Here is a 6,303-nt window from a genome sequence, read left to right as displayed (position 1 = left end):
AATTAGTACTCTATAATTTGACCATCGAGTATAATGCTGTCAATTAGGTTACTACCAAAAGCGTAAGGCAATTGATAATAGGAAGGTATCGCTTTTGTAATGATTAAATTGGCTTTTTTTCCTTTTGTAATACTTCCATGAGTATTTGAAATCCCCATAGCATAAGCGCCGTTTATAGTGGCTGCATTAATGGCTTCTTCAGGAGTCATTTTCATTTTGATGCAAGCAGTGGCAACAACAAAATTCATATTTCCTGATGGAGTAGAGCCAGGGTTGTAATCAGTTGCAAGAGCTAATGGAAGTCCCGCAGCTATCATTTCACGAGCCGGAGTATAAGGAATGCTCAAAAAATAAGAGCAGGAAGGCAATGCAACTGGCATTGTTTCAGTATTTTTTAAAGATTCGATATCTTCAGAATTCATGATTTCCAAGTGATCTAATGAAAGGGCATTGTATTTTACGCCAGCTTGGATTCCGCCAATTGAATTGAATTGATTGACATGGATTTTTGGCTTTAAGCCAGACTGAATTCCTGCTTCCATGATATTTTCAGTTTCTTCAACGGAAAAATAACCTGTTTCGCAAAAGACATCAATAAAGTCAGCTAATTTATTTTTGGCAATTTCAGGAAGCATTTCATTGATAATGCAGTCAATATATCCTTTTTTATTGTCTTTAAAAGCGGTAGGGTAGGCATGAGCGCCAAGAAAAGTTGCTTTTATTGTTATGGGGTAGTTTTGAGCTAATTGTCGAATAACGCGAAGCATTTTGAGTTCTCCGTCAATGGTGAGCCCGTATCCCGATTTAATTTCAACAGCTCCAGTTCCTAATCGAATTACTTCTTCAAGACGTGCTTTCGATTGGTTGTAAATTTCTTCTTCAGTAGTTTCGTTTAACTTTTTGGCTGAATTTAAGATTCCGCCGCCACGATTGGCGATTTCTTCGTAGGTCATCCCGTTAATACGGTCAACAAACTCCTGTTCGCGATTGCCAGCGTAAACGATGTGTGTATGGCTATCACACCAAGATGGGAGTATTATTTTTCCTGTGGCGTCAATAGTGGTATCTGCAATAATCTTTGGTAAATCATTCATAGACCCAAAATCAGCGATCAAATCGTCTTTGATAAGTAAAAAAGCATTCTTGATTGTTGGCAAAATAGCCATTTCAGCTCCAGATACTTTTAAAATGGAATTTTCGCGAACTTGAAGCAGTTCTTTTATATTAACTATTAATGTTGTCATTTATATTTATTCAGAAATAGTTATTTCAAACATTTTGTCCCAATTCTTACCAGTTACAAAAATGGTTTTAGTTTTTGGATTATAGGCAATTCCATTTAAAACATCGTCAGGTGTAACTTTCAAAAATTTACGTAAACCTGACATATTCAAAATTCCTTCAACTGCTCCTGTATTTGGGTTTACGACTGCAATTGCGTCTTTTTGCCAAACATTAGTGTAAATTTTACCATTTATCCATTCCAATTCATTGATGGCTTTAACTTTGGAATTTCCAGAATATACGTTGACATAATCAATCATTTTTTGGGTTTTTGGATCCATTTTCCAAATTTTTTCTGTTTTGTCGGTTTGGTAAATATAAGTGCCGTCATTTGTCATTCCCCAGCCTTCAATATCTTTTTCGTAAGTGAATTTTTTTTCTAATTTTAAAGTTTTGGCATCATATATAAAACCTGTTTTTTCTTCCCAAGTCAATTGATATAATTTACCGTTTATGAAAGTGATTCCTTCTCCGAAATACATTGAATCTAAATCAATCTGTTTGTAAACTTTACCGGTTTTATAATCATATTTTCTAAAATAGGATGTTCCTTTTTGTCCTGTACTTTCATATAATGTATCATTGTAAAATTCTAAACCTTCGGTAAAGGAAGCCGTATCGTGAGGATAAGTATTTACAATTTTATATTTTAATAATTTTGGAGTCACATTCGAAACCAGTTCAATTCTTTTGGTTGCATCTGATGAATCTGAACCAAAATAAATAGTAGCTTTTAAGAATTGATAACCTAGTTTTTGATCTTTTAATTCAAATTTAAATTTTTCAGAACCTTTTCTGCTTCCAACTTTTTTATCGTTTACAAAGTAAACAATACTGTCAATTTCTTTCGATTTTGGGTTTAAAACACCTATGGAAACTGATTCTGGTGAGGTAAAATGAGCAGGAAAAGCAGAATCATCGATGGTAAATAAAGAATTTTCACTTTTTTTTGTGTCTCCGCACCCAATTAATGTTATTCCTAATAAAATGGGAATTAATAAGTTATGTTTTTTCATGGTTTAAATTTTGAAGAGACCAATATACAACGTTATTTTATTAGAGCAAAGCGCTTGCAAAAATATAAAAAGGTTGTATATTTGCACCGGCAAGTCCTACACGACCAGCTCCTGCAGACTCCCCCAGGATGGGAACATAGCAAGGGTACGTGGTTGAGCGGTGCGATGTAGATCGCTTGCCATTTTTTTTATTTTTACAAGAATTATACAAAAGTGGTCTTCCTTCGGGAGGATTTTTTTATTTTTACCCAAACCGAAATTTAGATTTCAGAATATTAAAAAACAAAAATTAGGTTTTATTATTTGCTGATTAATATTACTAACAACTGATAACTAACAACTGATAACTAACAACTGATAAAATGAATAAAGTAGTATTAATTACAGGAGGTTCTTCGGGAATAGGGAAGTCTATCGGTGAATTTTTGCATCATAAAGGTTTTGTGGTATATGGAACGAGCCGTAATCCAGAACGGGTGCTTAATTCTATTTTCCCATTAATTGCTTTGGATGTTAGGGATGCAGATACTATTCAATTGGCTGTGGCCAAAATAGTAGCAATTTCAGGGAGGTTAGATGTTGTGATTAATAATGCTGGCGTTGGTATTACGGGACCTTTGGAGGAAATTCCGATGGAAGAAATCAAAAATAATTTTGAAACCAACTTTTTTGGACCAATTGAAGTAATGAAAGCAGTTTTGCCACAAATGCGTTCACAACAATCGGGATTAATTATTAATGTTACTTCAATTGCGGGATATATGGGGTTGCCTTACCGCAGTGTTTATTCGGCTTCAAAAGGAGCTTTGGAATTAATTACCGAAGCCTTGCGTATGGAAGTGAAGTCATTTGGTATTCATATTACAAATATTGCTCCTGGTGATTTTGCAACCAATATTGCTGCAGGCCGTTTTCATGCACCAGTCATAAAAGGTTCTGCTTATGAGGTTTCATATGGGAATAATTTAAAAACTATGGATGAACATGTTGATAGTGGAAGCAATCCAAATGAAATGGCGGAAGCAGTTTTTGCAATTATTCAAAATCCGTCTCCTAAAATTCATTATAAAGTAGGCGCTTTTATGCAAAAGTTTTCTATTGTCCTAAAGAGAATCCTGCCGGACAAAGTGTATGAAAAAATGCTTATGAATCATTATAAACTATAAAAATATGGAAAGTATTAGTAATTATTTGCCAGTATTTCTTGGGGTGCTTGTCATTCTTATTTCATGGATTATTATTAGAATAGGTTTGCAAAGATTGAGTAATAGAATTAATAATACAGAGCTTTATAAAGAAGATATGCTCAATGTTCTTGAAGAAATTAGAGATGAATTGAAAGAATTAAATAAAAAGAATTCTGATAGATAATTATAAGTTGTAATTTTGCACAAAATTTGCGTGAAGGATTGAAGCGGCATCCTTTTATTTTTTTCTTTAAAAAATAAAAGATACAGCGGAAAGTCTGGTTTGCTTTTTCGGCAAACACGCCTAAGAAAGGAACACAATTAAATATAATATATTATGAAATTTTTTATTGATACGGCTAATTTAGCTCAAATTAAAGAAGCACAAGCATTAGGTGTTTTAGATGGTGTAACTACTAATCCGTCATTGATGGCTAAAGAAGGAATTACAGGGAAAAACAACATTTTGAAACATTATGTTGATATCTGTAATTTGGTTGATGGAGATGTGAGTGCCGAAGTAAATGCTTTGGATTATGACGGAATGGTAAAAGAAGGTGAAGAATTGGCCGATTTGCACGAACAAATCGTTGTTAAATTACCTATGACAAAAGAAGGTGTAATGGCTGCTAAGTATTTCTCTGATAAAGGAATTAAAACGAATGTAACTCTAGTATTTTCTGCTGGTCAAGCTTTATTGGCTGCGAAAGCAGGGGCAACTTATGTTTCTCCTTTTATTGGCCGTTTGGATGATATTTCTACAGATGGTTTGGCTTTGATTGAGGAAATTAGAGAGATTTATGATAACTACGGTTATGAAACTCAAATTCTAGCAGCTTCTGTTCGTCACACTATGCATATCGTAAACTGTGCAAAAATTGGAGCTGATGTAATGACAGGACCTCTTTCTGCGATTTACGGTTTATTGAAACACCCATTGACAGATATCGGTTTGGCTCAATTTGTTGCTGATTTCGAAAAAGGAAACAAGTAAGGAAGAAAGTTTTCAGTTTTTTGACTGCAGTTTCAGTCAAGAGAATTATAAATAAAAGGTCTCATTTTATTGCGAAATGAGACCTTTTTTAGTTTTTACTGAAATTGGCTGAAAATTCAATATTTGATTATAGGTTCAAATAAAATTCAAATATGGGATTCTCATCGATTTGGATTGTGGGTAAAAAAAAATCTCATTCACAAACGTGAATGAGATTTTTTTGTATTCATTTTAATGAATACTGTATTTTTGAAACAGAATGTTTATTAATGTCCGCCGGATACTTTTTGGTCAAAATCGATACCGTGTGCTTTTAGAATTCTGCTTACTTTCCATGCATAGAATACAAGGTAAGCAAAGCAAATTATACCTACTATATAACTAGATTGTATTCCGATGATTTCGGCAACCCAACCTTGGAATACGCTAACAAAACCACCACCCATAATCATCATGATTAGGAAACTACTTCCTTGACTAGTGTGTTTTCCTAATCCGCTTACTGCCAAAGTAAAGATACAAGGCCATAGAGTACTACAAAACAAACCAACGCTCGTAAAAGCATAAACACTGATCATTCCTGTAGTTACCATACCGACGGCTGTTGCCAAAATACCTAATGAAGAAAAAATTAACAACATTCTGGCTGGATTTCCTTTACTCGCCATATCAGCAGCAATTAATACAAAAATCACTAATCCGTAGATGTAAAAAGGAGTTAAATCGTGGTTCGCAATAGCGTTTACAACTAAAAATACGCCAAAAGCCAAGTAAGGAGCAATAAAACGCAATATTTTTAAAAGGCTCATATTCTCGGTAAAAGCTTCAACTGCTCCAGTCCAACGACCAATCATCAAACTCGCCCAATATAAAGATATATATGGAGCAACATCTTTGGTCAAAAAGCCTAATTTACTTTCCATATAAGCAGGTAAATTACTTGCCGTAGAAACTTCAACTCCAACATATAAAAATATGGCAATCATCCCCATAACCAATTGTGGGTATTGTAGGGCTGATTTTTTTACAGATGTTTTGTCTTGAGAATCATCTTCTTCAATTAATTCTGGTCTTTCAGGTAATGATGAGAATTTTAATAAAATCGCTACCAATAAAAATGCAAATCCTAATACAAGGTAAGGGATTTTTACACTTTCAATGCTTGCTGTTGTATTCTCATTTGTATTGGAACCGAAAATGGCAAAACTTACAATTAATGGTCCAATTGTTGTACCGAGGTTATTGATACCTCCAGCCAAAGTTAGACGCTGAGAACCAGTTTTAATAGGTCCTAAGGCAATTGCTAAAGGGTTTGCAACGGTTTGTTGCAGTGAAAATCCTAGGCCAACAATAAAAAGACCTGCCAACATTAAGGGAAAAGATCCAGTATTTGCTGCTGGATAAAACAAAAGTGTTCCCAATGCAGAAATGAATAACCCTACTGACAATCCGTTTTTGTAACCAATTTTATTTACTAAATCTTCTTTTATTAAATATGAAATTCCCATATAAATAAGAGAACCTACTGTATATGCAATATAAAATGCAAAAGCTACTAATTGACTTTCACCTTGCGTTAAGTTAAATGCTGTTTTAAAAACGGGGATAAGAATATCGTTACTTGCAGCAACAAATCCCCAAAAGAAGAATACGATGACTAAGGGGATGAATTGTCCCCATTTGGTTTGCACATTTTCTGAACTCATAATTTAAAATTTAATTTTTTGGTTATTATTAATTTTTTGATGCTGCAAGACTGTAAATATATTTGTTAAGAAATTCAAAAAAAAATTTTAAGATATAAAGTTTTACACTTTTATAC

General features: G+C 33.7%; 6 protein-coding genes and 1 other RNA gene. 4 read left to right on the top strand and 3 right to left on the bottom strand.

The features are described 5' to 3' along the window. Positions 1 to 2: 2 nt before the first annotated feature. On the bottom strand, positions 3 to 1,244 hold the full coding sequence (hutI, locus tag B0E44_RS03660) for an imidazolonepropionase (RefSeq protein WP_077370848.1): 1,242 nt from the start codon (positions 1,242 to 1,244) through the stop codon (positions 3 to 5). A gap of 6 nt (positions 1,245 to 1,250) precedes the next feature. Then, the gene (locus tag B0E44_RS03655; RefSeq protein ID WP_077370847.1) at positions 1,251 to 2,300 is read right to left on the bottom strand and encodes a glutaminyl-peptide cyclotransferase; all 1,050 of its coding nucleotides are present in this window, start codon (positions 2,298 to 2,300) and stop codon (positions 1,251 to 1,253) included. 87 nt (positions 2,301 to 2,387) lie between these two features. Here B0E44_RS03655 and ffs point away from each other — a divergent pair. The 4 genes from ffs (at position 2,388) to fsa (ending at position 4,481) form a co-directional block, all read left to right on the top strand. Continuing rightward, positions 2,388 to 2,485: signal recognition particle sRNA small type (gene ffs, locus B0E44_RS03650), an RNA gene on the top strand. Between the two features lie 177 nt (positions 2,486 to 2,662). Then, positions 2,663 to 3,466, top strand: coding sequence for an SDR family oxidoreductase (locus B0E44_RS03645; protein ID WP_077370846.1), 804 nt, complete (start codon positions 2,663 to 2,665; stop codon positions 3,464 to 3,466). A gap of 4 nt (positions 3,467 to 3,470) precedes the next feature. Then, entirely contained in the window at positions 3,471 to 3,671 is a 201-nt protein-coding gene (locus B0E44_RS03640) for a hypothetical protein (RefSeq protein WP_077370845.1), read from the top strand. A 153-nt stretch (positions 3,672 to 3,824) separates the two neighbouring features. Next, positions 3,825 to 4,481, top strand: a complete 657-nt coding sequence (fsa, locus tag B0E44_RS03635; RefSeq protein WP_077370844.1) for a fructose-6-phosphate aldolase — start codon at positions 3,825 to 3,827, stop codon at positions 4,479 to 4,481. Positions 4,482 to 4,747: 266 nt separating this feature from the next. Here the strand turns inward: fsa and B0E44_RS03630 are convergent, their stop codons facing one another. Beyond that, entirely contained in the window at positions 4,748 to 6,187 is a 1,440-nt protein-coding gene (locus tag B0E44_RS03630; protein ID WP_077370843.1) for an MFS transporter, read from the bottom strand. Positions 6,188 to 6,303: the final 116 nt, after the last annotated feature.

Source organism: Flavobacterium sp. A45 (genome assembly GCF_002001005.1).
GTDB lineage: Bacteria > Bacteroidota > Bacteroidia > Flavobacteriales > Flavobacteriaceae > Flavobacterium.
The sequence above is the reverse complement of the archived record's forward strand: the minus strand, read 5'-3'. Positions and strand labels throughout refer to the sequence as shown.